Source organism: Mesorhizobium sp. Arg314 (assembly GCF_053714275.1).
In genome coordinates, this window is sequence record NZ_JBSKBP010000041.1 from 1 (window position 1) to 24551 (window position 24551).

General features: G+C 60.8%; 21 protein-coding genes and 2 pseudogenes. 20 read left to right on the forward strand and 3 right to left on the reverse strand.

Annotated features, from left to right (window positions below; all coding sequences use genetic code 11):
* The 10 genes from ACWGS9_RS28300 to trbK-alt form a co-directional block, all read left to right on the forward strand.
* On the forward strand, window positions 1-1651 hold a 1651-nt coding region (locus ACWGS9_RS28300; RefSeq protein ID WP_454508337.1), incomplete at its 5' end, for a potassium transporter Kup.
* A gap of 1047 nt (window positions 1652-2698) precedes the next feature.
* A complete protein-coding gene (locus ACWGS9_RS28305) occupies window positions 2699-3007 on the forward strand; it encodes a hypothetical protein (RefSeq protein ID WP_454508338.1) in 309 nt (102 codons plus the stop codon).
* 333 nt (window positions 3008-3340) lie between these two features.
* Entirely contained in the window at window positions 3341-5332 is a 1992-nt protein-coding gene (locus tag ACWGS9_RS28310; RefSeq protein ID WP_454508339.1) for a conjugal transfer protein TraG, read from the forward strand.
* Window positions 5333-5336: 4 nt separating this feature from the next.
* A complete protein-coding gene (locus tag ACWGS9_RS28315) occupies window positions 5337-5780 on the forward strand; it encodes a CopG family transcriptional regulator (protein ID WP_454508340.1) in 444 nt (147 codons plus the stop codon).
* Between the two features lie 215 nt (window positions 5781-5995).
* Entirely contained in the window at window positions 5996-6994 is a 999-nt protein-coding gene (gene trbB / locus ACWGS9_RS28320) for a P-type conjugative transfer ATPase TrbB (protein WP_454508341.1), read from the forward strand.
* 49 nt (window positions 6995-7043) lie between these two features.
* Window positions 7044-7307: a TrbC/VirB2 family type IV secretion system protein gene (locus ACWGS9_RS28325; RefSeq protein WP_454508368.1), complete on the forward strand. Its 264-nt coding sequence runs from the start codon at window positions 7044-7046 to the stop codon at window positions 7305-7307.
* Window positions 7307-7570 (forward strand): VirB3 family type IV secretion system protein, encoded by a 264-nt coding sequence (locus ACWGS9_RS28330; protein ID WP_454508342.1) that lies wholly within the window; start codon window positions 7307-7309, stop codon window positions 7568-7570. The genes ACWGS9_RS28325 and ACWGS9_RS28330 overlap by 1 nt, the downstream gene beginning before the upstream one ends.
* Window positions 7571-7583: 13 nt before the next feature.
* The gene (trbE, locus tag ACWGS9_RS28335) at window positions 7584-10118 is read left to right on the forward strand and encodes a conjugal transfer protein TrbE (RefSeq protein WP_454508343.1); all 2535 of its coding nucleotides are present in this window, start codon (window positions 7584-7586) and stop codon (window positions 10116-10118) included.
* Window positions 10115-10864, forward strand: a complete 750-nt coding sequence (trbJ, locus tag ACWGS9_RS28340) for a P-type conjugative transfer protein TrbJ (protein ID WP_454508344.1) — start codon at window positions 10115-10117, stop codon at window positions 10862-10864. The genes trbE and trbJ overlap by 4 nt, the downstream gene beginning before the upstream one ends.
* A gap of 11 nt (window positions 10865-10875) precedes the next feature.
* Window positions 10876-11202, forward strand: coding sequence for a putative entry exclusion protein TrbK-alt (gene trbK-alt / locus ACWGS9_RS28345; RefSeq protein ID WP_454508345.1), 327 nt, complete (start codon window positions 10876-10878; stop codon window positions 11200-11202).
* A 127-nt stretch (window positions 11203-11329) separates the two neighbouring features.
* Here trbK-alt and ltrA read toward each other — a convergent pair whose 3' ends face one another.
* A complete protein-coding gene (ltrA, locus tag ACWGS9_RS28350; protein ID WP_454508346.1) occupies window positions 11330-12856 on the reverse strand; it encodes a group II intron reverse transcriptase/maturase in 1527 nt (508 codons plus the stop codon).
* A gap of 638 nt (window positions 12857-13494) precedes the next feature.
* Between ltrA and trbL the strand changes: the two genes are divergently transcribed.
* The 9 genes and pseudogenes from trbL (at window position 13495) to ACWGS9_RS28395 (ending at window position 21593) form a co-directional block, all read left to right on the forward strand.
* Window positions 13495-14901 (forward strand): P-type conjugative transfer protein TrbL, encoded by a 1407-nt coding sequence (trbL, locus tag ACWGS9_RS28355; protein WP_454508347.1) that lies wholly within the window; start codon window positions 13495-13497, stop codon window positions 14899-14901.
* Window positions 14898-15584: a conjugal transfer protein TrbF gene (trbF, locus tag ACWGS9_RS28360; protein WP_454508348.1), complete on the forward strand. Its 687-nt coding sequence runs from the start codon at window positions 14898-14900 to the stop codon at window positions 15582-15584. The genes trbL and trbF overlap by 4 nt, the downstream gene beginning before the upstream one ends.
* A 47-nt stretch (window positions 15585-15631) precedes the next feature.
* Window positions 15632-16645 (forward strand): P-type conjugative transfer protein TrbG, encoded by a 1014-nt coding sequence (gene trbG, locus ACWGS9_RS28365; protein ID WP_454508369.1) that lies wholly within the window; start codon window positions 15632-15634, stop codon window positions 16643-16645.
* A complete protein-coding gene (locus tag ACWGS9_RS28370; protein WP_454508349.1) occupies window positions 16642-17856 on the forward strand; it encodes a TraB/TrbI/VirB10 family type IV secretion system protein in 1215 nt (404 codons plus the stop codon). The genes trbG and ACWGS9_RS28370 overlap by 4 nt, the downstream gene beginning before the upstream one ends.
* Window positions 17853-17960 (forward strand): annotated as a pseudogene (locus ACWGS9_RS28375) (DUF2274 domain-containing protein); the annotation flags it as partial. The gene ACWGS9_RS28370 and the pseudogene ACWGS9_RS28375, both read left to right, overlap by 4 nt.
* A 205-nt stretch (window positions 17961-18165) precedes the next feature.
* Window positions 18166-19272 carry an IS5 family transposase gene (locus ACWGS9_RS28380; protein ID WP_454508350.1) on the forward strand — a complete coding sequence of 369 codons (1107 nt, stop codon included), beginning with the start codon at window positions 18166-18168 and terminating at the stop codon, window positions 19270-19272.
* On the forward strand, window positions 19269-19595 hold the full coding sequence (locus tag ACWGS9_RS28385) for a hypothetical protein (protein WP_454508351.1): 327 nt from the start codon (window positions 19269-19271) through the stop codon (window positions 19593-19595). Before ACWGS9_RS28380 ends, ACWGS9_RS28385 begins: the two co-directional genes overlap by 4 nt.
* Window positions 19571-19738, forward strand: a complete 168-nt coding sequence (locus ACWGS9_RS28390) for a DUF2274 domain-containing protein (RefSeq protein WP_454508352.1) — start codon at window positions 19571-19573, stop codon at window positions 19736-19738. The genes ACWGS9_RS28385 and ACWGS9_RS28390 overlap by 25 nt, the downstream gene beginning before the upstream one ends.
* A 685-nt stretch (window positions 19739-20423) precedes the next feature.
* Complete coding sequence (locus ACWGS9_RS28395) at window positions 20424-21593, forward strand: TlpA disulfide reductase family protein (protein WP_454508353.1); 1170 nt, start codon at window positions 20424-20426, stop codon at window positions 21591-21593.
* 553 nt (window positions 21594-22146) lie between these two features.
* On the opposite strand, the gene ACWGS9_RS28400 is transcribed toward ACWGS9_RS28395, so the two are convergent.
* Together ACWGS9_RS28400 and ACWGS9_RS28405 are read right to left on the reverse strand one after the other, a co-directional pair.
* Window positions 22147-22554 (reverse strand): LysR family transcriptional regulator, encoded by a 408-nt coding sequence (locus ACWGS9_RS28400; RefSeq protein ID WP_454508354.1) that lies wholly within the window; start codon window positions 22552-22554, stop codon window positions 22147-22149.
* 34 nt (window positions 22555-22588) lie between these two features.
* Window positions 22589-23191, reverse strand: coding sequence for an acyl-homoserine-lactone synthase (locus ACWGS9_RS28405; RefSeq protein WP_454508355.1), 603 nt, complete (start codon window positions 23189-23191; stop codon window positions 22589-22591).
* A gap of 797 nt (window positions 23192-23988) precedes the next feature.
* Between ACWGS9_RS28405 and grpE the strand changes: the two are divergent.
* Window positions 23989-24417, forward strand: a pseudogene (gene grpE, locus ACWGS9_RS28410) (nucleotide exchange factor GrpE); the annotation flags it as partial.
* Window positions 24418-24551: the final 134 nt, after the last annotated feature.

A 24551-nucleotide genomic window follows, 5' to 3' on the forward strand; every position in this document is an offset into this window, starting at 1 on the left:
GCTGCACGCTGATAACCGCGGTGAGGGCGGCGTGCTGTCTTTGATGGCGCTGGCGCACGGCAGTTTCCCGAAGCGCTCCGCATTGATCCTGGCAATAGGCATCGTCGGTGCTTCGCTGTTTTTCGGCGACGCCGTCATCACGCCGGCGATTTCGGTGTTGTCAGCGGTGGAAGGCATGAATGTCGTCACGCCCGCCTTCCAGCCCTATGTCGTGCCGCTGACACTGGTCGTTCTCGCCATACTGTTCGCGGCGCAGCGCTTCGGGACGGGCGGCGTCGGACTGGTGTTCGGCCCGGTGACCGCTGTCTGGTTCCTGGCTATCGGCTTCTCCGGTCTCAACCACATCATCGCCGATCCTGAAATCCTGTGGGCGGTCAGCCCGCACTACATGGTTGCCTTCCTGATACATTCGCCAGACGTCGCCTTCGTCACCGTCGGCGCAGTCTTTCTGGCCGTCACCGGCGCCGAGGCGCTCTACGCCGATCTCGGCCATTTCGGCCGCAAGCCGATGGTGCTCGCCTGGCTGGCGATCGTGTTCCCCTGTCTGTTGCTGAACTACGCCGGGCAGGGCGCTTTCATCCTGGCGAATGGCGGCATCGTCGGCCATCCCTTCTTCGAGATGAACCAGGGATGGACGCTGATCCCGATGGTGGTGCTGGGGACGGCGGCAACCGTGATCGCCAGCCAGGCGGTGATTTCGGGTACCTATTCGCTGACCAGGCAGGCGGTGCAGCTCAACATGCTGCCGCGGCTCGAAATCCTGCATACGTCGGAACGGCAGTCCGGCCAGATTTACATGCCGCGCGTCAACCTCTTGCTGGCGCTGGTGGTGATGCTGCTGGTCGTCGGTTTCGGCGGATCCAGCAAACTGGCCTCTGCCTACGGTATTTCGGTAACCGGCAACATGCTGGTGACGACAGTACTCCTGTATGTGATCATGACCCGCATCTGGAAATGGCCGGCCTGGCTGACTCTCAGCCTGACGGCGTTGTTTGGCTTCATCGATGTCGGCTTCTTTGCCTCCAACATCGTCAAGGTATTCGAAGGCGGCTGGGCCTCGCTGGCGGTGGCGTTCACCATCGTGATGGCGATGTGGACCTGGGTAAGGGGCAGCCGCTACCTGTTCGACAAGACGCGCCGCAACGAGATCCCGCTCGATTTCCTTGCCGGCAACCTGTTGAAGAAGAAGCCGCAACTGGTGTCGGGCACGGCGGTGTTCCTGACCAGCGATCCGCTGAGCGCGCCGACGGCGCTGATGCACAGCCTGAAGCACTACAAGGTGCTGCACGAAAAGAACGTCATCCTGTCGGTGGTGACGGCGCCGCAGCCGGTCGTGCCCGACAGCGAGCGCGTGAAGCTGGAGCCGGTCAACGAGCTGTTCATGCGCGTGACGCTGACCTTCGGCTATATGGAGCAGCCCAACATCCCGCGCGCTCTGGCGATCTGCCGCAAGCAGGGCTGGAAATTCGACATCATGACGACGTCCTTCTTCCTGTCGCGCCGTTCGCTGAAAGCCTCGCCCAATTCCGGCATGCCGATCTGGCAGGACCGGCTGTTCATCGGCCTGGCGAAGACGGCGGCGGACGCGACGGAATATTTTCAGATTCCGACCGGACGCGTGGTCGAGATCGGGACGCAGGTGGTTATCTAGCCCTCGCTTAGTCGCCAGACCATGTCCTTGCCGGGCAGTTGCATTAGGTCGCAACTCACAACTGAGGTCGTTCGCTTCACTAGCTCTGATTCCAAGGCGGGAGGTCTCACGCTGTTGGGCTGGTCACCGCGCTGGGGCTAGGCCAGTCCGTTATTCTGGCGCCGCCATAACTGGCGATTTCAGTCTTGGACTTGTCCAGTGTAGGATGACATCTTCTCGAAGGGTTCGCCGGGGACCGTGCTTGAACCCGCTCATCAGTGGTAGTCCTCCAAGTCAATGGCTGTCACGTCTTCACTTCCGAAGGTGACGCATCAGTTGCCTGCTACGCGAACCGAGTAGCGACCTTTTTCTCAGTCCGTCAGGTTATGGAAAGACAGGCATGGAACATTCATGCCTTTAGTTAGGGCGCTCGGCATCATCTGCGGAGGATACGCCCAACGCGCTGGTCGTCTTGGACGCTCAAACCCGCGGACAGCCGGCTGCCGAAGGACGTGATCATGGATTTTTGTAAGGCGCTACCTGACACCAGTCAGTGGAAATGTAAGGCCGCGGCATACACTGCGGCCTCGTCCCCGAGGGCGTTGCATTGGTGGGCGTCGAAGAAGGCTTCATTGCCTCCTCATCTTCTAAAAGGGAAACCAGTGACCGAACTCGTGTGTGCTTACACCAAGCGGGATCAAATCTATCCCGGCTACGTCAAGGTGAGCCGCGAGAATGACGGCACTGTTGCCGCCATCGTTCGTGGCGACCCGGTGACGTACGCCGACCGCCACTTCTACTACATTTGCGGGTACGCTGCGGAGAAAGGCCAGCACGGACGGTGTGCCCCGGCGAACACTGCAACAATCACCGCAACCTGGCTCCGCAAAAGGGCGCCCTGCAGCACCGCACCCGCTGCCGTGCTCACTGACGTTCGAAGGCAACACTGTCACCGTTCGGCCCACCCCCGACGGGTGGGCCGGCGGCAGTCTCACGCTCGGCGTCACTGAATCCGTCGTTCACGGCCTCATCGACGATGCGAAGTGCGTGGGGCGGATTTCTAACGACATGGACCAATCTTTGCACGTCTCTCTAAACTCTGATGGTAATAATTTTGATATTCTGGGGAACATTTTCATGACAAGTCTACTCGCATTCGTGTCTTCTAACCCGACCATCCTGGTGATCGCCACCGGCGTAATTGGCGCCGCCGCGGCATGGATGCATGGACGCGTTACCGGTGCAAAGGCTGAACGGCGCAATCAAATCGCGGCGGGCATCAAGGCCAGAACCGAAGGCGAGCAGAACGATGAAGCCGAGGCCGGCCGCGCACGGGACGCTAATAGGGAGGGACTAGCCATACGGCCAAAGCAATAGCCCTGACGGGTCCTCTCCCGCTCGCCGCCACGCCGGGCGGCAAATTCTGCGGTGTGGAACATCCGATCCGGCCGACAAAAGTCGAAGTCGCAAGCCTGTCTGATACGACGGTCGGGGCAATCCTCGGGAAGCAGTCGATTCCGCGTATTCGAGTGTCGCTAACTGCTTTCGCGGGCTGCTTCAAATTTTTCGCTAAGAACGAATCGGGGGTCGCAGATCGCAACTCTTTCTACGTCTGGCTACTATGAGTTGCCGCGATGAAGCCTTTCCTGTTGCGCTCCCTGTGTGGGTACGCTCTTCATTCGCTCCCGAAATTTTGAATCGGGAATAATGATGCCAGCGACAAAAATATTGTGGGGTCAGATCGTGGCTGTTTTGACCATCGTGCTTACGGCCATCTGGGGAGCAACCCAATGGACGGCCTGGCGACTAGGCTTTCAGGAGCAACTTGGTTCGCCATTGGTCGAACTCGTCGGCCAACCGATCTATCCGCCACCGGCATTTTTCTGGTGGTGGTTTTTCTACGACGCCTATGCACCGACGGTCTTTGTTGAAGGCGCAGTGATCGCGGTAAGCGGCAGTTTCATCGCGATTGTTGTCGCTATCGGCATGTCACTATGGCGAGCGCAGGAGGCCAAATACGTGGCAACCTATGGCTCGGCACGCTGGGCTGCGCGAAAGGAGATCGAAGCCCAAGGCTTGCTCGGCGCCAATGGCGTGATTCTCGGCAAGCTTGATTTCGACTACCTTCGCCACGACGGTCCGGAACATGTCTTGTGCTTCGCGCCGACCCGAAGCGGCAAGGGCGTCGGCCTCGTCGTGCCATCCCTGTTGACTTGGCCGGGAAGCGCAATCGTCCACGACATCAAGGGTGAAAATTGGGAACTAACAGCAGGCTGGCGAGCACGTTTCGGCCGTGTGCTGCTGTTCGACCCAACCAATGCTGCGTCAGCCGCGTACAACCCGCTGATGGAAGTCCGTCGCGGCGCGTGGGAGGTCCGGGACGTCCAAAACGTCGCCGACGTGCTGGTCGACCCAGAAGGATCGCTGGAACGCAGAAATCACTGGGAAAAGACAAGCCACGCGCTGCTGGTCGGCGCGATCCTGCATGTCCTCTACGCCGAGCATGACAAGACGCTCGCTGGTGTTGCCAAGTTCCTCTCCGACCCGCAGCGGCCGATTGAGACGACATTGCGAACCATGATGCTGACCAAGCACCTAGGCAATGCCGGTCCACACCCGGTCGTCGCATCGGCGGCACGTGAACTGCTCAACAAATCGGAGAATGAGCGCTCTGGCGTGCTGTCGACCGCGATGAGTTTCCTCGGGCTTTACCGCGATCCGGTTGTGGCCCAGGTGACGTCCCGGTCCGATTGGCGCATTGCCGATCTGGTCGAGAACGCGCAACCCATGACGCTCTATCTGGTCGTACCGCCATCGGACATCAGCCGCACCAAGCCGCTCGTCCGGCTTATCCTGAATCAGATCGGCCGCAGGCTAACGGAGGATCTCCATGCAAAGGATCGCCGGCATCGATTGCTTCTGATGCTCGATGAATTTCCGGCGCTTGGCCGGCTTGATTTCTTCGAGTCGGCGCTCGCCTTCATGGCCGGTTATGGCATCAAGTCGTTCCTTATTGCCCAGTCCCTCAATCAGATCGAAAAGGCCTACGGACCGAACAATTCTATCCTCGACAACTGCCATGTGCGTGTGAGTTTCGCGACCAACGACGAGCGGACTGCCAAGCGCGTCTCCGACTCTCTGGGAACGGCAACCGAAATGCGGGCGATGAAGAACTATGCCGGGCATCGTCTGTCGCCTTGGCTTGGGCATCTCATGGTCTCGCGACAGGAGACGGCCCGCGCACTCATGACGCCCGGCGAGATCATGCAATTACCCCCGACCGATGCCATTGTGATGGTCTCTGGATTGTCTCCGATCCGGGCGAAGAAGGCGCGCTATTTCGCAGATGCGCGGCTTGCCGAGCGCGTGCTGCCTCCGCCCAAGCCCGCAACCACCGACGCACTGTTGCGCCCAGATAATTGGACTGGATTGTCGGTTGCTACGGTGCGGTCCGCGCAAGGAGAGCCTGCATTGGACGCTTCTCAGGACAGCGACCCTGACAATGGGGGTATCCGCCGCGAGCCCGAATTGCCCGAGCATGAGGATATCGCGCCGGATCGCACGCTGGCGCGCAGTGATGAATTCGACCTTGATCGCGACGAATCCGATGATGAGGCCGCCCGTCGGCGTTCGGTCGACCAGACGATGCGGCGCACCGCGCGGCAGGCCGCACTCGATCCCAAAGACGGAATCGAACTTTGACCCGATGAAGAAGCGCCGTCTGTCAGCCTATCTGGAACCGGAGGTCATGAATGCGCTTGCCGACTGCGCCGCCAGGAGGGATGTCTCCCTGTCGCTGATCGCCGAGGCAGCCATCGCCTCTTTTCTGTCTCCGGATTCTGAGGAGCGTAAAGAGGCGGCAATCACAAGTCGGCTCGACCAGATCGACCGACGCGTTCAGCGCGTCGAACGCGACCTCGGTATCTCAATCGAGACGCTGGCGTTATTCGTGCGCTTCTGGCTCACATCAACCCCGGCCTTACCTGACTCCGCTCAGCCTGAAGCGCGCGCGAAAGGCCGGCAGCGCTATGACGCTTTCGTCGATGCGCTCGGGCGCAGGTTGAGCAAGGGACCAAAGCTCAGGCAAGAAATTGCCGACGACATTGCGCCTCCATCAACCTCGGACACGGCTGAGTCGCACACGGGATAGGGAAGCCAAGGCGGTCGGCCAGCTCATCCGCACCGCATTTTGCAAGTCTCTGCATGTCGCGTTGCTGCCTGCCGATTTCGTTGTTGCCAGGCACACATTCCTGCTTCTTCTAATCATCCCCGTTAGCGGTGCGAAACAAATCGCCCGAGAAAATGGGGATCATCGTGGCAGACTATCAAAATGCCGGCAGGCAGGCGGTCTCGCGAGGAGCGCGCATGCTGCGCACCGCGCTCGGCCCCGCCATTGCGGGCTTCCTGGAAGATCCCTCAATCGTGGAGGTGATGCTGAATCCAGACGGCCGCCTGTGGGTCGACCGGTTAAAAGAAGGCCTATCTCCCGCCGATGAGATGTTGATCCCGGCAGATGGCGAGCGGATCATCCGGCTCGTTGCGCATCATGTCGGCGCCGAGGTGCATTCAGGCGCTCCGCGCCTCTCAGCCGAGCTGCCTGAAACGGGTGAACGGTTTGAAGGCCTGTTGCCACCCGTTGTGGCAGCCCCCACTTTTGCCATCCGCAAGCCAGCCGTCGCCGTGTTCACGCTCCAGGACTATGTTGGCGGCGGCGTGATGACGGGTGCGCAGGCAGATGTGCTGCGGCTCGCCATTGAAAAGCGTAAGAATGTATTGGTCGCGGGTGGAACTTCGACCGGCAAGACGACGCTGGTCAACGCGCTGCTGGCAGAGGTGGCGAAGACCTCCGATCGCATCGTGCTGATCGAGGATACGCGCGAGCTGCAGTGTGTTGCGCCCAATCTTGTGGCCCTGCGGACCAAGGAGGGCGTCACCTCGCTCTCCGATCTCGTTAAGTCGTCGCTGCGGCTTCGCCCCGACCGCATCCCGATCGGTGAGGTGCGTGGAGCGGAAGCTCTCGAACTCCTGAAAGCCTGGGGTACCGGCCATCCCGGTGGCATCGGTACCATCCATGCAAGCACTGCACTCGGCGCGCTGTTCCGACTTGAACAACTGGTGCAGGAAGCCGTTGTCACGGTTCCTCGCGCTCTGATCGCCGAGACGATTGATCTCGTCGCTGTGCTCGCAGGACGTGGTGCAGCCCGTCGCCTCGTCGAGATCGCGCTCGTTGACGGGCTCGATCCCGTCACCGGCGACTACCGCATGCTCGAAGCCAAAACCCAGACCAATCTAACCGTAAGTCCCGAGTCCTCTATGGAGCTGCAGAATGAACCAGATCCGCTTCACTTCATCGTCTATCCCTAAGCTTTGCGCGGCCCTCCCGCGCGCCGCCACTGCTACCGCGATCGGGGCCATGATGATTGTCCCTGCTCATGCGGCAGGTTCTTCCATGCCCTGGGAGCAGCCGCTTCAACAAATACTCGAATCGATCGAGGGACCCGTGGCCAAGATCGTGGCCGTGATCATCATCATCGTCACCGGCCTGTCGCTCGCCTTCGGCGACACCTCCGGAGGCTTTCGCCGGCTGATCCAGATCGTCTTCGGACTGTCGATCGCCTTCGCGGCGAGCTCGTTCTTCCTGTCGTTTTTCTCGTTCGGCGGTGGAGCGCTGATCTGATGGAAGAGGATGTCCGTGGCTTCTTTGCACCTGTCCACCGGGCGCTCACCGAACCGATTCTGCTCGGTGGCGCACCGCGCGCGGTGGCTATCGCCAACGGAACGCTCGCCGGCGCAGTTGGCCTTGGATTGCGTCTTTGGTTCGCCGGCATCGTCATCTGGGCCCTCGGTCATTTCGCTGCCGTGCTGGCCGCGAAGCGCGACGCCCAGTTCGTCGACGTGGTGCGCCGGCACCTGCGCTATCCCACCCATTTCGGTTGCTGAGAGGTCTTTCTCAATGATGAACCTCACCGAATACCGCAAACGCTGGCAAAACCTCGCCGACTATCTGCCCTGGGCTGCATTGGTGGCCCCCGGGATCGTGCTCAACAAGGACGGCTCGTTCCAGCGAACCGCGCGCTTTCGCGGCCCCGATCTCGACAGTGTAACGCCGGCCGAACTCGTCGGCACGACGGCACGCCTCAACAATGCGCTCCGCCGTCTCGGCTCCGGCTGGGCAATCTTCGTCGAAGCCGTCCGGCTTCCAGCGCAGCACTATCCGGAAGGTCTTTTCCCCGACGGCGCCTCGGCGTTGGTCGATCTCGAGCGCCGCGAGCAGTTCGAGGGTGATGCCGAAAGTGGATCGCCTCAGTGGGGTGATCGCGAGCCGCATCCCGAGCTCTTCGAGAGCAGGTATTTTCTTACCTTTGTCTGGCTGCCACCGGCCGAGGACGCATCGCGGATGGAGAGCTGGCTCTACGAAGGCCGCGAAAAAAGCGGCGTCGATCCTTGGGAGCTTTTGAAGAGTTTTGTCGGCCGCACCGACCGTGTGCTCAACCTGATCGAAGGTTTCGTTCCCGAAGTCGACTGGCTCGATGACACCGAGACGCTGACTTACCTGCACTCGACGATTTCGACCAGACGCCATCGCGTCCGCGTTCCTGAGACACCGATGCATCTCGATGCATTGCTGGTCGATCAGCCATTCGCCGGCGGGCTGGAGCCGAGGCTCGGCGGATCCCACCTGCGCATGCTCACAATCATCGGCTTCCCGACCGCGACCTTTCCTGGGATTCTCGATGAACTCAATCGTCTTGCATTCCCCTACCGCTGGTCGACGCGGGCAATCATGCTCGACAAGACCGACGCGACTCGCCTGCTGACAAAAATCCGCCGTCAGTGGTTCGCCAAAAGGAAGTCCGTCGCGGCGATCCTCAAAGAGGTGATGACCAATGAGGCATCGGTCCTCGTCGACACGGACGCGGCCAACAAGGCAGCCGACGCGGATGCCGCACTTCAGGAACTCGGCTCTGACCAGATCGGCGAGGCCTACGTCACTGCGACGGTGACGGTGTGGGATCTCGATCCATCGATTGCCGACGAAAAGCTGCGGCTGGTTGAAAAGAACATTCAGTCACGCGACTTCACCTGCCTCGCCGAAGGCGTCAACGCCGTCGAGGCCTGGCTGGGCAGTGTCCCCGGTCACGTGTATGCCAATGTCCGCCAGCCGCCGCTGTCGACGCTAAACCTCGCCCATATGATCCCGCTTTCCGCGGTCTGGGCAGGTCCGGCAATTGACGAGCATTTTGGCGCGCCGCCATTGTTCTTCGCCAGGACGGAAGGCTCAACGCCGTTCCGGTTCAGCCTTCATGTCGGCGACGTCGGCCACACGCTTGTTGTCGGCCCCACCGGAGCTGGCAAGTCAGTGCTGCTGGCGCTGATGGCGCTGCAGTTTCGGCGCTATCCAGACAACCAGGTCTTTGCATTTGATTTCGGCGGATCGATCCGCGCGGCCGTGCTTGCCATGGGCGGCGACTGGCAGAATCTCGGTGGCAATCCGTCGGGCGATCCGCTTGCTCTGCTCTCACTGGCTGATCTGTCCGGAGACGTCGGCGATGTTTGTCTGCAACCCTTGGCCGGCATTCATCACACGCCTGAACGGGCCTGGGCGGCTGACTGGCTCGTCGACATTCTCCTGCGCGAGGGCGTGCCCGTCACGCCGGAAGTCAAGGAGCATCTCTGGTCGGCTCTGACGTCTTTGGCCTCAGCACCGGCCCAAGAGCGGACGCTAACCGGCCTCTCGGTTCTGCTTCAGTCGACGCCACTTAAGCAGGCGCTGCGGCCATACTGTATCGGCGGTCCTTACGGCCGATTGCTCGATGCCGAACATGAGCGTCTCAGTGAGGCATCGGTTCAGGCCTTCGAGACCGAAGGGCTGATCGGCACCGGTGCGGCACCGGCAGTGCTTGCCTACCTCTTCCATCGCGTGGAGCAGAGGATGGACGGCCGGCCGACGCTTCTGATCATCGACGAGGGCTGGCTTGCGCTCGACGATGGCGGCTTCGCCGAACAGCTGCGCGAATGGCTGAAAACCCTGCGCAAGAAAAATGCTTCCGTCATCTTCGCCACGCAGTCACTTTCCGACATCGACGGCAGCAAAATAGCGCCGGCCATCGTCGAGAGCTGTCCCACGAGGCTCTTCCTGCCGAACGAGCGCGCCATCGAGCCCCAGATCACGGATATCTATCGGCGCTTTGGACTGAACGACCGTCAGATCGAGATCGTCGCCCGGGCGACACCTAAGCGCGACTATTACTGCCAGTCGCGGAGAGGCAACCGGCTGTTCGATTTGGGTCTTGGGCCGATCGCCCTCGCCCTTTGCACCGCCTCTTCAAAGACTGATCAGGCCTCAATCGAGCGGATCATTGCCGAGAGCGGTCGCGAACATTTCCTCGCAGCCTGGCTTGCCGATCGCGGCCTGTCCTGGGCCGCTGACCTCGTTCCCCACCTCACCAACATCATCGACCAATCCGCAAAGGAGGTTTCGTCATGAATGCCGTCGCCAACCGTCCCCGTGTCCGGCATCTGGCTGCTGCTGCTGTTGTCGCTGTCGGCGTCGTCCTGTCCTGCTGCCCAGCGTCGGCATTCATCGTCTTCGATCCCAGAAATTACGCGGAGAATGTACTCTCGGCTGCCCGCGCCCTGGAGCAGATCCAGAACCAGATCACCTCGCTTCAGAACGAGGCGCAGATGTTGATCAACCAGGCGAAGAACCTCACCTCGCTACCAACATCACTGCTGGGCCAGATCGAGGGCAATTTTTCCCAGATGAAGGCCCTGCTCGGCGAGGCCGACAGGCTCGCCTACAGCGTCCAGGACATCGAGAGCCAGTTCAAGTCGACCTATGAGGATTTCGGTTCGGATCTCTCCAGCCAGCAGCTTGTCGATGGCGCGCGCGAACGCTGGCAGACCTCAGTTTCGTCATTCGAGCATTCGTTGAAGGCTGGCGCCGTCGCCGTCGACAACATCGAGGGGACGCGGGAACAGACCAGCTCGGCGGTCGACGCCAGCCAGTCGGCGGTCGGCATTCTGCAGGCGACGCAAGCCGGCAACCAGCTTCTCGCCGTTCAGGCAAGGCAGGTCGCCGACCTCACCGCGATGATGGCCGCGCAAGGGCGGGCGGCGGCCCTTGAGGGCGCCAGGCAAGCAGCCGCCCAGGAACAGGCGCGAGAACAGTTCAGCCGGTTCATGGCGGGCAAAAACTACGGCCCAAGCAGCGTGCGCATGTTCCACGACTAAGGTGTTCTCCGATGGACCTCAAGACGACCGCTCGCTTGATCGGGGTGACGGCGCTCGCACTGGCGGTCGCCATCACCATCATCTCGCGCAACGACGACAAATACACCGTTCCGCCAACCCTGCGTCCGGCCGATGCCGATGGCGGTCCGCTTGTCGGGGAACTCATGCGGTGCCGCACGCTCGGCGAACAGGCCACCCGCGACATTGCCTGCAAGGCGGCTTGGGAAGAAAGCCGACGCCGCTTCTTCATGCCCGGTAACCGCGACAAACCGGCGTGGCCGGCCGACGATCGGTTCGGCCGTATCGACCGCTCGCTCGGCGAGGACAAGACCCCGTAGGGTAGAGATGAAGCGCTACATCCCCTCTCGGAGACAAGTTTCTCCATCCCTCCCTCCGAACCGGACGTGCAGGTTTCCAAGCATCCGGCTCTCCATGCACGGGCGATTGCTTGCCCGTGGGCGGGCCTCAGACACGCCTGAGGCGCGCGAACGCATCCCAGAAGTCAAGCATGCTTTCGCGATGCCTGTGTTCCCATTTTGCGTTCCATCCATTCGGTTTCTCGATTCGCTGTTCCGGGTAACGCATGGTCCCTCCGTCACAGAGGAACCGCAGGCGTTTGGGCCCTTCGGTCCATTGCCGGCGTTTTCCGGGGGCGCTGAGATGATAGCGGCGCCGCAGGGTCGGCCAACCCGCCTTGCCGTGCTTCATCCTCAGCCAGCGCCCGACGCGCTGCCATATCCAGAAGTCGAGCTGTTTGAACCTGTCGTATGCCCTGGTGGCATAGCGATAGTAGTTCCTCCATCCCGTGATTACCGGATTGAGCCTGTCGATGACGTCGGCGAGCGTCCATCCTGTAGAGATGGCTTTCACCAAGGCCTTGATCTTGTAGCGCAGGTCGTTCAGCTTCCCCTTCGGGATGAAGAGGTTGCCGATCCATCGGCGTGTCCGATAGGCTCTGGTCTGCGCCATCCGATAGCCAAGGAAGTCGAAGCCTTCCCTGACATCGGTGATCCGGGTCTTTTCCATCGACAGTTCCATGCGAAGCTCCGTTTTCAGAAACTCCGCCAGCGCGAGCTTTTCCGCTTCCGCCTGCTCCCTCGTACCGTCAACGAGAACGACGAAGTCGTCCGCGTATCGCACCATGTAAAGCACCTGCCGACCCCTCTTGTGGTCTCTGACCCTTCGGGCGGCCGGGTTGATGCTCGGTTCGCGGGGGCGGCCAGTCCACCACCCATACCGCTCATCGATGGCTGTCAGATAGATATTCGACAGCATCGGCGAGATGATGCCGCCTTGCGGCGATCCGGTTACGGGGTGACGTTCGGTCCCTTCGACCATCACACCGGCCTTCAGGAACGAGAGGATCAGCTTCAGCACCTTGCGGTCGCTGATGCGTTTTCGCACCCGCTCCATCATGACGTGATGATCGATGGCGTCGAAGCAACCCTTGATGTCTCCCTCTATGACGTAGCGATAGACCGAGGGTCCGCGCTTTGTCGGGTGAAGGAACCTCTGGATTCTTGCCAGAGCATCGTGGGTGCTTCGGCCACGCCGGAACCCGTAGGAGGTCGGATAGAAGTCCGCCTCGAAGATGGGCTCCAGGACCAGCTTCAAAGCCATCTGCACCAGACGATCAACCAGCGTTGGAATGCCGAGTGGCCGGAACTTCCCCGGTTTGCCGGGCTTCGGGATGAGCCGTTGCCTGACGGGTTGGGGACGATAGCTTCCGTTGCGAAGCGCCTCGCGTACTTCATCGAGGAACCCCGCTGCGCCATCGGGACGCTGTTCGACCATGCGCCGCGTCATCCCGTCGGTGCCCGGTGTCTGGCTGCCGCGATTGCGGGTCAGCCTTCGCCAAGCTTCTTCCAGGATTCTACGGTCGCATACGAGATTGAACAGATCAGCGAAGACCTTATCGGGGTCTTCGTTGCTCCACCGATACAGCTTGCGCTGCATGTCGAGGACCAACGAGATATTCACCTCGTTGGACATCAGTCCGCCTCCTGCCTGCTTGCTGCATCCACTGCCTTCCTTCGCCATGTGGACGGCTTTCCCGTCCTCGGACTACTACGAAGGCTCCGTCCCTCACCATCGCGGTCGCTGGTCGCTTCAGCCATCCGGGGTCCGACTATTCCGGAAGCGACGGAAAGGTTCTTAGGTTCCGTAACTGATCTCTCGCCCGCTTTAGGCGCCGACTTTACCCCGTGTGGATTCTGGCCTCGATACCACGCAAGCCCATATCGAGGCTGGCGCGCGGCACACCGCGCGCCCCCAGTCCGAGTACTCATAGCCCGGACCAACGCTCCACAGGTCCGTGGCTCGCACCACCGACCGACCCGCCTACTTCCGAGTTGGCGAGTGTCCGAGTGTAACGAGGCGTTCACCATCGGTTCGGTTTCCCTCGCCATGGCAAGCTCGCTGGCCGGACCACGTACAGGGTCGGAAGTCCCCGCCCGTCCGGCTTTGATGGGTTCTGCTGATTTACGGCTCACCGGAAGCACCCGGCTCGCCTCACCCATCTGCTCATCACCGCATGTTGCGCCACACGGTGTGCAGGGTCTCTCACCCTGCGAGACCAGAAACGACAATAAAATCAAAGCACTCCTTTCTTTGATTAGGACCTAACGCACATGAACGATACCGGCGTCATCGACCGCTTTCTCGAAACCTTCACCCGCTACATCGATTCCGGTTTCGGCCTGCTCGGTGGCGAGGTGGGCTTTCTCACCTCCACGCTAATCGTCATCGACATTACGCTCGCCGGCCTGTTCTGGGCGTGGGGCGCTGACGAGGATGTGCTGCACCGGCTGGTGAAGAAGACGCTCTATATCGGCTTCTTCGCTTTCATCATTGGAAACTTCAATCATCTCGCCGGCATCGTCTTCGAGAGTTTTTCCGGGCTCGGACTCAGGGCAGGAGGGTCCACACTTTCCGGTTCTGCACTGCTGCAGCCGGGCCGCGTCGCGCAGGTTGGCATCGACGCCGGCAACCCGATCCTCGAAGCCGCCAGCCAATTGATGGGCTACGTCTCGTTCTTCGAAAATTTTGTCCAGATCGCCGTGCTGATGATCGCCTGGGCGATCGTGCTGATCGCCTTCTTCGTTCTCGCCGTTCAGATTTTCGTCACGCTGATCGAATTCAAGCTCACGACCCTTGCCGGCTTTGTTTTGATCCCGTTTGCGCTGTTCAACAGGACGGCCTTCCTCGCCGAAAAAGTGCTCGGCAACATCGTTGCCTCCGGTGTGAAAATTCTTGTGCTTGCCGTGATCGTCGGTATCGGCTCGGGTCTATTTGGGGAGTTCACGCAAGGCTTCGGCGGTGATCAACCCACGATCACCGATGTGCTGTCGCTTGTGCTGGGCGCTCTTTCGCTTTTGGGGCTTTCCATCTTCGGCCCGGGCATTGCGACGGGCCTTGTTTCGGGTGCCCCGCAACTCGGCGCGGGTGCCGCCGTCGGCACGAGCCTTGCTGCCGGCGGCCTGGGCGCTGCCGGTTACATGGGAGCACGTGCAGGACTAAGCGCTGCGACAAGTACTGTTGGCTCCGGAGGGCGCCTATCGGCCGCAGCAGCGCGTGGTGGGGCGCACTTGGCGGGAAGCATGTCGACGGCTTACGGGCTCGCGGCTGCAACGTCGGGCCATGGCGGTGCGGGTGCCGTCGCTGCCGGTCTCGGCGGTGTCGCGCGGGCTGGAGCCGGCGGAGCCGGCGCGGCCGTTCAGCCATTCAAAGAGGCCATTTCGCGGGCAGCGTCGGCTCTAGCCAGCAGTCGTCAATCCGGTCGGTCCGCTGCATGGAATGCGACGGGCGGCCAGTCACCTGTCGGCGGCATGGGCGCAGCGGCAAATGAATCCTCCTTTAAGGAGGCATCATTCGGTTCTCAGGGTCCGGTGGCAGGCCCGCCGCCGGCATGGGCCAGCCGCATGAAGCGCGACCAGACCATGAGCCATGGCGCCAGCATGGCCGCCCATTCCATCCGCTCCGGCGATCATGGCGGCGGCTCGATGAGTGTTTCCCTCAATCAGGACGACCGCCGATGAATCAGTTCAAACGACCCTCTGTGCGCTACAGCAACACACCTCAACCAGAGACACCGTATCAGCGTGCAGCACAAGCCTGGGACGAGCGCATTGGCTCGACCCGTGTGCAGGCGAAAAACTGGCGGCTGATGGCCTTCGGTTCGCTCCTGCTCGCCGGCGGCTTCGCCGCGGCATTGGTGTGGCAGTCGACGCGAGGCTCCGTCGTTCCCTGGGTGGTCCAGGTCGACAAGGTTGGCGAGGCCCAGGTCGTGACCCCGGCCATGGCCGACTTCAAGCCCACAGATCCGCAGATCGCATGGCATCTCGCCCGTTTCATTGAGCAGGTGCGCAGCATAGCGGACGATCCTGTCATTGTGCGCCAGAACTGGTTGCGCGCCTACGACTACACGACCGATCGCGGCGCCACCTCTCTCAACGACTACGCCCGCCTGAACGATCCTTTTGCCAAGGTTGGCAAAGTCCAGGTCGCGATCGACGTCTCGAGCGTCATCCGCGCCTCGCCTGACTCGTTTCGTGTCGCCTGGACCGAGCGCCGTTACGAGAACGGCAGCCTGGCCAGCACCGAGCGTTGGACCGCCATCCTCACCATCATCATTCAACAACCCCGCGATGCCGACCGGCTGAAAGCCAATCCGCTCGGCGTCTACGTCAACGCCATTAACTGGTCGAAGGAGCTCTCATGATGCGTGCGGCACGGACACGGAAATCGGCGAGACAAACCGCGCGCAGCATGACGATGACGCGCATGCTTGCCGTAGGGCTGTTATCCGCGACAGCGCTCGCTGGTTGCGCCTCGAAAAAGTACATTCCGCCCGAGATCGACTACGACGATGCCGCGCCTGCTGTCCATAAAGCCGACCCGCCCGGGCCGGTGAAGGTGGTGGAGCTCGCAAAACCGCTCCCGCTTCCCGGCCAGTTGAAGCCCCTCGGCAGTGCCAAGGCGAAGACTGAGCCGCCCGATCCCAAGCAGCGCATTAGCCAGGCCAATGAGGCCGCCCGCATGCAGCCCGTCCGTGACGGCTTCATCAACGCGATCCAGCTCTATCCCTGGAGCGAGGGCGCGCTCTACCAGATTTATGCCGCCCCGGGCCAGGTGACCGACATCGCCTTGCAGCCGGGCGAGCAACTTGTCGGCTCCGGTCCCGTCGCCGCCGGCGACACCGTTCGCTGGATCATTGGCGACACGCAAAGCGGGGCAGGGGACCGACTTCAGGTCCATATCCTCGTTAAGCCGACACGCCCGGATCTCCTGACCAACCTGGTCATCAACAGTGACCTTCGCACCTATCATATCGAGCTGCGCTCGACCGAGAAGACTTACATGGCCTCGGTCTCCTGGCAGTACCCACAGGATCAGTTGATTGCTCTGCGCCGGCTGAACGTACAAGCTTCCGCTGCGCAGCCTGTAGCTTCGGGCGTCGACATCCAGAAACTCAACTTCCGCTATCGCATCGAGGGTGACGCTGCACCCTGGAAGCCGCTGCGCGCTTTCGACGACGGCGCAAAGGTCTATATCGAATTCCCATCGGGCATCGGCCAGGGTGAAATGCCGCCGCTCTTCGTCATCGGTCCATCCGGCGGCTCCGAACTGGTGAATTACCGCGCTCGGCAAAACTACTATGTGGTCGACCGGCTGTTTGCAGCGGCCGAACTGAGGCTGGGCGACAAGACGAGCGAGAAGCGCGTCCGCATCGTGCGCACCGACGGGAAGAAGCCGCAGCGCAGCGTGGGGCTGTTTCGATGAGCGAAACGACCAATTCAAATAGCCCCGATATCGAAGCGGAGCTGCGGCTGCGACCAGAGCCCGCCAGGGTGACTCGACTATCGCGCAAGGTACTCATTGGCCTTAGCGGCGTCGCAAGCGTCGCGATCCTGGCAACGGTGATCTGGGCGCTGGATACTGGACGGCACGGCAAGGAGCAGCCGACTGACCTGTTTAGCACCGAAAACCGCGCGACCGCTGATGGGCTGCAGACGCTGCCAAAGGACTATTCGGGTGTCCCGAAACTCGGGCCTGCATTGCCCGGCGATCTCGGACGCCCGATCCTTCGCGCGCAAGAACGCGGCCAGCAGGTTCAGGTCCCAGATATTCGCACACCGCGCGTCGATCCGGATGAACAACGCCGCCTGGCCGAAATCGAGGCTGCCCGCGTGGCGAAGCTGTTCACTGACAGCAACGCGCGGACCAATTCAGCGCGACAGAGTTTTGGCGCAAATAATGGCGTCGGCGACCCCTTGTCCGGGTCGGCGTCGCCTCTCGAACCGCCGGCGCTCGATCCAGGCTCGGCTCAAAACCTGCACGACCGCAAGCTCGCCTTCGTCAATGCAGCGCCGGACCGCCGCACCGTCAGTCCCGATCGTCTCGCCGAAAAAGCCTCGCCCTATGTCGTCCAGGCAGGAACGGTTATTGCGGCTGCCCTCATCACGGGCATCCGTTCCGACCTGCCTGGTCAGATCACCGCTCAGGTCACAGAGAATGTTTATGACAGCCCGACAGGGTCATACCTGCTCGTCCCCCAAGGAGCAAAACTGATTGGTCAGTACGACAGCCAGGTCGCCTTCGGCCAGTCGCGCGTGCTGCTGGTGTGGAACCGGCTCATCATGCCGGACGGCGTCTCGATCGTGCTGGAGCGCCAGCAGGGCGCCGATACTGAGGGTTTCTCCGGGCTCGAGGATGAAGTTGATCACCATTGGAGCCAACTCTTCCGAGCTGCGGCACTTTCGACTGTACTCGGAATCGGCACGTCTCTTGGGTCCAGCAAAGACGAAAGTGATATTGCCAAGGCCATCCGCGAAGGCGCGCAGGATTCGCTCAGCAATGTCGGCCAACAGATCGTGCGCAATCAGCTCAATGTTCAGCCGACGCTGACCATCCGGCCAGGTTTTCCTGTTCGCGTCATCGTCAATCGCGATCTCGTTCTGGCGCCGTACGGCGCAGCGAAGGATCCCACATGACCAAGCTGAAACTCTCTGCAATTCGTGACGATCGACCGGTCAAGTTCACAATTGAACTGCCGGCGGCGGTCCATCGCGATCTGGTCGCCTACGTCGAGCATCTGAACGCTCAACATGTCTCTGTCGCATTTTCCGTGGGAGGCGGCGCATGGGGAACCTGAAACTTGGCCCATTGCCGAAATTCGGGACGGTGCGCAGGACGATCGCGCTTCCCGAGCCGCTCAAGGATGAGCTAGCAGGCTGTTGAAGAAGTCGGTAGCGCGGCCGGACTAAGCGTGATTCACTGGTGTCCTTAGGAAGGGCCATTTGATGCGCGGCTTAGACGAACGGACAGGCTCGCTGTTTTCGTATGTTGATCATGAGGCGCGTGTTCGGCGCGATCATCCGTTACGGGTGATCCGCGAGATCGTGAACACGGCTCTTGCAGGGATGGACAGCGATTTTGCGGTGCTTTATCGGCCCGGGTTCGGCCGGCCCTCGATCGCGCCGGAACGATTGCTGCGTGCGATGCTGTTGCAGGCTTTCTACGGCATTCGCTCAGAGCGTCAGCTGATGGAGCGGATGGAGTTTGATCTTCTGTTTCGCTGGTTCGTGGGGCTGGGTGTTGACGAAGCGGCCTGGGATCATTCGAGCTTCACCAAGAACCGGGATCGGCTGCTGGAAGGTGAGATCGCGGCAAAGTTTTTGCGCGCGGTGCTTGCCCAGCCACGGGTGAAGCGGCTGCTGTCGTCGGATCACTTCTCGGTGGACGGGACGCTGATCGAGGCCTGGGCTTCGATCAAGAGCTTTCGCCGCAAGGACGGCAGCGACAACGATCCGGATGGAACGGGTCGCAACGCCGAGCGTGGCTTTCATAAGGAGAGGCGCTCCAACGATACGCACCAGAGCACGAGCGATCCGCAGGCGCGCCTCTACAAGAAGGGCGACGGGCAGCCGGCAAAGCTCTGCTATCTGGGACATGCGCTGATGGAGAACCGTCACGGGCTGGCGATCGATGGCAGCATTACCCAGGCTACGGGTACAGCCGAGCGCGAGGCAGCGCTGGCCATGTTGGACCGCAGACCATCGCGGCGACGCATCACGCTCGGTGCCGACAAGGCTTATGATGTCGTCCAGTTCGTCAACGACCTGCGCGAGCGCAAGGTCACGCCGCACATTGCTGTCAACGGCCATTTGAGCAAGACCGGCAAGCCTCGCGTGACGGCGATCGATGGCCGCACGCGCTGTCACACCGGCTATTCGGTCAGCCAGCGCCGCCGCAAGCGCATCGAAGAAGTGTTCGGTTGGATCAAGGCCTCGGCCGGCATGGCCAAGGTCAAGCTGCGAGGATGCGCCCGTGTGGGCGCGGCCTTCACCCTGAACTTGGCGGCCTACAATCTGGTGCGCTTGCCCAAGCTGCTGGCGGCACCGCCATGAGCGTCGCAGGCCGCTGGCGGATCGTGGAAATGCCCGATTATGTTGAGGACTATGCCGACATGATGGAGCCCGCCTACATCGAGTTCGCGGCAAATGGCTCCGGCGAATTCGCCTTCGGCTGCGTCACCGGGCAGATCTTCGGCGGCGCCGATGCCAATCACGTCGCCTTCTCCTGGCAAGGCAACGACGAAATGGACGAAGCCCAAGGCGACGGCTGGGCTGAAATCCAACCTGACGGCTCGATCAACGGGCAAATTTGCTTCCACAACGGCGACGAAGCCGACTTCACCGCCCGAAAGTGGACTTCTTCAACAGCCTGCTAGAGCGCTACGCGGCGGAATACAGCCGGTTGTATGAGCCCGTCGAAGCGGCGGCTCTGATCCCCCATATGCTGGAGGCCTTTATGCGATCCGATCGCGGTTATCGCAGCCGCAAAGCGCAAGCAGCGCGGGGACAAGTCCGGTAACACGGGGCCGGCCATCTCGAGACAGGTGCGGCCGTGCACCTATGTAAGGCGGAAGGAATCATTCACCTAGCGCGCCCAATACGAGCCGAGACCAATACGGAGATCCGAGCTTCAGGGGCGCGCTGACCTCCGACAGGCGTGAGGTCTGCACCAAACGCTTCAGCGCGGTTCATCAGAGGCGAAGCAGCGAGCAAGAGGCAAGACCGTGCTGGGCAACTGCGGTGGCCTCAAGGTGTCTGCTCTCGATATTGCGGCAGCCCGCGCCGCGCCGCGCTCGCCTGATCAACCGCGCTAGGAAATCAGCCATGAGCAGGCAAGCAGGCTGTTCCTGCGCGAGGCAAACAGGGCGCGGAGATCGCGCGCGTGATTCTGACCAGCGGCCGAAGTGCTGCTGCTCGACGAGCCGACCATCGATCTTGGCTACACCACACGTGTCCGTGTCCAAAATCCGACCGCGACAGACGCCACGTCGGTTTTGCTACAAAGGGTGATCTTGGCCGATGAGACGTCATGAGCAAAGTCGTAGGCTTACTGGCGCTGAGCGATGTGGCACGGCCTTTGCTTAAGTTTAAAGAGCGGCAATACTGAGTGAGGGCTGCCCACACGCTTCGTTCGCGTGTTCGGTTTCCCGGGAAAAACAAAGCTCGCACAAAAGTAGCGCATCTGGCGATAGTTGGAGAGTGACATGGTGCTTCGGATGGATTCCCCGGCCCCTGCGATCAAAATGGAAAACTGGCTGCGTGGCGAGCCGCTAACAGCCTTCCAGCCTGGGAAACTGTACATCGTCGAATTTTGGGCGACGTGGTGTGGCCCATGCGTGGCGGCGATGCCTCATCTCGCGGAGCTGCAGGAGAAATACAAGGATCGCGGGCTTGAGGTTGTCGGCGTCGCAACTTCTGAACGCGCTCCGACCGCGGACGAAGCGCGTACTCAGCTGGACGCGTGGTTGACCCGAAACTGCTCGTATCTGAACTATCGGATAGCGTTCGACTTCTCAGGCGAAATGGACAAGCTTTGGATGGAACCCAGCTTCTCCCTCGGGATTCCGACCTCGTTCATTGTCGATCGTGACGGCGCCATCGCTTTTATCGGTCATCCGATGGACCTCGATGAGGTCTTGCCCAAAGTGATCGACGGCACCTGGCGCACCAGCAAACAAGCGAAAGCCGGTGATGCCAAGCGGATTGCCGGAGACGAAGCCAGAATGCGCGAACGAGCGGTGAAAATGCCGATTTTGGAGAAATATTATGCGGCGTTCAAGAAACAGGAGTGGCACACCGCGCTCTCGGCCATCGAAGTGGGTGTCGCCTTGTTCCCGGACGATCCCAACATCCGGACTTGTCATGCGAATCTGCTACTTCACGAAATGCGCGATATGAGGGCAGGATTGCCGGTCCTGCAGCTCTTCGTTCGCGACGCGATCAACAAAAACTCAGTGAATTGGTTGTCTCAGGCGCTGGAACAACTCTTCCATCCGGAGGAGGATTATTCAAACATTCCATCTGCCGACCGCTTCGCGATGGGCAAGGAGCTATCCGAACACATCCTGGCTCTGGATCCCCCGGCAGGCTGCGGCGCCTTCAAGTTCCTATATTATCCGGCAGTTGGTCAGTACTTTTACGAGAGCGGCGACAAGGATCGCGCGATCGAGTTGATCGAAGTGGCACTGAAGTCGCTTGCCGACTGGCAGAATGGCTCGGAAAAAACGAAGCGGCGGATTGGACAGCGATTGCTGCAGGCCCTGGCCAACTACAAGGGTGAGCAGGTTTGCTCACAAGATCTCTGTGTGGCTCCACAACAGGATTTCCCGAAGCCAAACCACACCCGGGGGAAGACGAAAGATGAAGAGGGATGACAGGTCGGAAATGGCGTGGCCTGACTGGGCGAATTGTTGGGCGAGTGCTTGGGCTTATGCGCCGCCGCCATCGTGGGTTGGATGGGATGCTGTCCCCGATCCTTCCTCTGTGCGCAGCAGCAAAGGCCTGCCTCGCGAGCCCAGGCGGGATGCCGTCAATGATGGCCGGTTGGCGCCGCGCCGAAAGATCGGCGAGCTAAAGTCGCGGTGTCGGTTCTCCAAAGCGGAGCGCCCTCGGCGCGAACCTTGTTGCGAGCGGTACTCCTCGCGCTGTCCAGCTGGCTGCGTACCCAAGATGCAGGACTTCGCCTGCATCCGAAAAACCAGCTCTGCGGCCGCCGCTCGGTTCAGCGTCTCCATGAATGATCCTGAGACATGGATCCTATAGTCTGGACGCCACAAACTCTTCGGCGGTCAAGTCGGCCGCAAGCAGATCCGGCCAGATGTAGCTGCGCCCATGTTGTCTCCGTTCATGGCCGCGGATCGAGCGTTCGATTGGGTCCGCCGCGACATCAAAGGCGGCGATTTTCGCGCGCGGGACGATGATGGAGCATCAGAGCTCGGGATGATGCTTGCGTAGAAACGCGAGCAAGTTGGGATCTTTGCCTAAGGAGGCAACAACAGCACTGAGAAGCCCACAATGGCAAGGTGGCCCATCCGAACCTATCGATAGCGGCTGGCTATCGCCGTGGCCCGCTGATTCAAGCCCTTGAAAAGTGTCGTCCAGATCTTTCAGAATGCGTCGTATCTTCGTCAGGAAACACCCGCCGGCGGCCGTCACCCTGACGCCGCCCGGATAGCGGTTGAACAAAGTCACGCCCAGCGTCAATTCGAGATCTTTTATGCGCCGGCTGAGCGCCGAGTGATGAATCCCGAGTCGCCGGGATGCACAAAGGAAGCTGCCTTCCTCGGCGACAACGGTGGCAAAATGAAGTGTGATGAGTTGGACGGAGCGGCGCATGGCACCTTTCCCCTGCGCGGGACCGGTGTTGCAATTACGATGTGGTTTTGTTGCTTCCGAGGCTGCGCGTCTCGCGAAGCCTTTGCAGCGTGCGCTCATCAAAACTGGCTGTTACCGCGACCGTCTCTTCGCCGCCGATCATTTTCGGCAATCCCAGTGGCGTCACCTTGAAATGCAACTGAACCAGGCGCAGCAGCCAGAGCGGGTTCATTTCGATAATGATTGTGTCGATCCCGCTGCCCAGCCCCCACTCGACGATGCCCGACAACAGCGCATTGGCAACGGGGCTCAGCATCCGTCCCCGTTCCCGATATTGGGGCTCGACACAGTAGCGCGACCATTCCCAAATGTTTTCTCCAACGGGACGCGTGCCTTCGCATAGCTCAGGCAAGACGTCCGACAAAAGATGAGGTCGCGTCGACGACAGCAGGCGTTGGTAGCCGACGATGCGGTTGTCCGCGGTGAACAGCATGTGGACGGCACGCCTGTCGTCAAAGCGGTCGACCTCGCGACCGTCCTCGCGCCGCAGGTCGGTCCAGCCCTTTTCCTCGACAAACACCTTGTGGCGAAGCCGGAACGCCTGGTCCAGCTCCACCTGATATTCGTCTGCATTGTGCGACGTGACGACAAGAAGCATCTCGGTTGTCCTCCAATTTGTGGAGGTCAACTCAATGGTTCATCGCGGACCGATGCGGCATCACGCGATTGCGTGAGGCTAGCTGATCAGGCCCAGGCGGAAATTTCGCGACAGCAGCACGTTGTTTGTCACGCGCGAGCCTCTCGCGCAACGATCGGAGCTCGTAATGACCCGAACGGGGTAAGATGGTGGAAATGGCCAGACGATTGCGTTTTAAGTGCTCAACGGCGCTTCTTATCTTCTAAACTTGGCAGCCAAGACCATCAAAAAACAGAGAGGCACGAGTGCCGTCCCACGCGCAGCTCGCTGATGTCGAACGCCTGCCGTATAAGCCCGGCGGTGGCCGTCGGATGCAGATTGCGAAACGGTTGCGCTACCAACCGCCTATTGAAATCGCGCTGGCGAGATCTTTGGTGATAAATAAAGCATCATCGGCCCAGCCGTAGCTTCGTGCGTGACAATTGGAAGTCAATGGCCTGTAAATTGCAGGTTCATTGCGACAATCCGGCGATGGCCGGATAGCGCGGCAGTCTGTAGCCGCGCTCCCAATGAACGCGACGGCAACCAATCAGCGCTACCCGGCGCAAACCGGCTCAGCGGCGTTCAAATCTGCGCTTGGCCACTTCTTCGATCGATGGCTAAGCCAAAGTGGCCGTTCAATAGTAGGAATCGAAAGCTCTTCGTCATTCGTGCTCAAATGCGACAGGGGCTTTCAGTATGCCTGCCATTGATTTTTGGCCGCCAAACCTCGATATCCGGCACAAAATCCATACCATTCGAGAGCACGGGAAATGTTGATGAGCGACCAATCAAAAGACGAACGCGCGCCCGATGAAGTTGAGACCGTCGAGGCCAATGCCGAACGCAAGGAAGGCAGCCTCAATGGCGACCGCGAAGCGGTTGCGCGGCTGCTGAAGGAAAATGAAGAGCTGAAGGACCGCGCGCTGCGCGTCGCCGCCGAAATGGAAAACCTGCGCCGTCGCACCGCGCGCGACGTACACGATGCGCGCAATTATGCGGTCGCCAATTTCGCCCGCGACATGCTGTCGGTGTCGGACAATCTGCGCAGCGCGCTCGACGCCATTCCCGCCGAGGCAAAGGCGTCGGGCGATGCCGGCTTCAAGGCGCTGATCGAAGGCGTCGAACTGACCGAACGCACCATGCTGTCGACGTTGGAACGGCACGGGGTCAAGAAGCCGGCGCCAGAAGGAAAGAAGGATCCCAACTAGGTGTGAACACCTAAACGTGAACGGCTGAGATGGGCGGTCAGACGATTGCGCTTAGGCCGTCAACCGGCGTTTCTTTCAGGGAATTATCCCCTTCACGTAGTGAGTTGCACCTAATTTGAATCCGAGTCATT